This window comes from Rhizobacter sp. P2_H2, assembly GCF_056403375.1.
In genome coordinates this window covers 1-595 of sequence record NZ_JBFUFP010001790.1, presented here as the reverse complement: position 1 = coordinate 595, position 595 = coordinate 1, and the positions used below count along the sequence as shown (strand labels likewise).

Sequence of the window (595 nt, the reverse complement as noted above, 5' to 3'; positions counted from 1 at the left end):
GCTCCAGCGGGCCGCGCAGCGCATGGCCGGGCGGCAGTTCCTGTGCATAGGCGCGCCAGAAGTCGAGGCTCGCCTGCGACACCGGGCTCGGCGGCGCGGCCGTCGCGCCCGTGGGATCGGCCTGCCCCGGGGGTGCCGTCCGCGGTTCGAGCATCTGCTGCAGCGTGGCGATCGGGACGGCGGCCGGTGGCAGAAGCTGCGCGGGCGCGGGTGACTGCGATGGCGCCCGTCGTGGCGCCGGACGCACCGGAGGCGGAGGCAGAGGCGAAGTCGGTGCATGCGCCTCACCGCCGGAGACCGGCGCCTGCCGCACCGGTGCTGGGGCCGGTGCGAAAACGGGGCCGGGTGCAGCAGGCAGCGTCGCCCCTTCGCGCAAACCTTGCTCGAACAGCTCGCGCGCCGACCTGCCCTCGTCGCCGGGCGGATCCACGGCGTGCGGCGCATCGTGCACCGCGGCCTGCGCCTCGCGCCAGCCAGCCTCGAAGTCGGACGCCACCGCTGGATCGGCCGGGCGAGCCGGCGTCTGCGCCGGCTGCGGCCTCGGTGGCTGCACGCGCCGCGGTGCGGATGCAGGCGCACGGGCAGGCGCCCGAGC

At 77.1% G+C, this 595-nt stretch carries 1 pseudogene; it reads right to left on the bottom strand.

Annotation, left to right across the window (positions count from 1 at the left end):
• Positions 1-553 (bottom strand): annotated as a pseudogene (locus tag AC1D15_RS36235) (hypothetical protein); the annotation flags it as partial.
• Between the last annotated feature and the right edge of the window lie 42 nt (positions 554-595).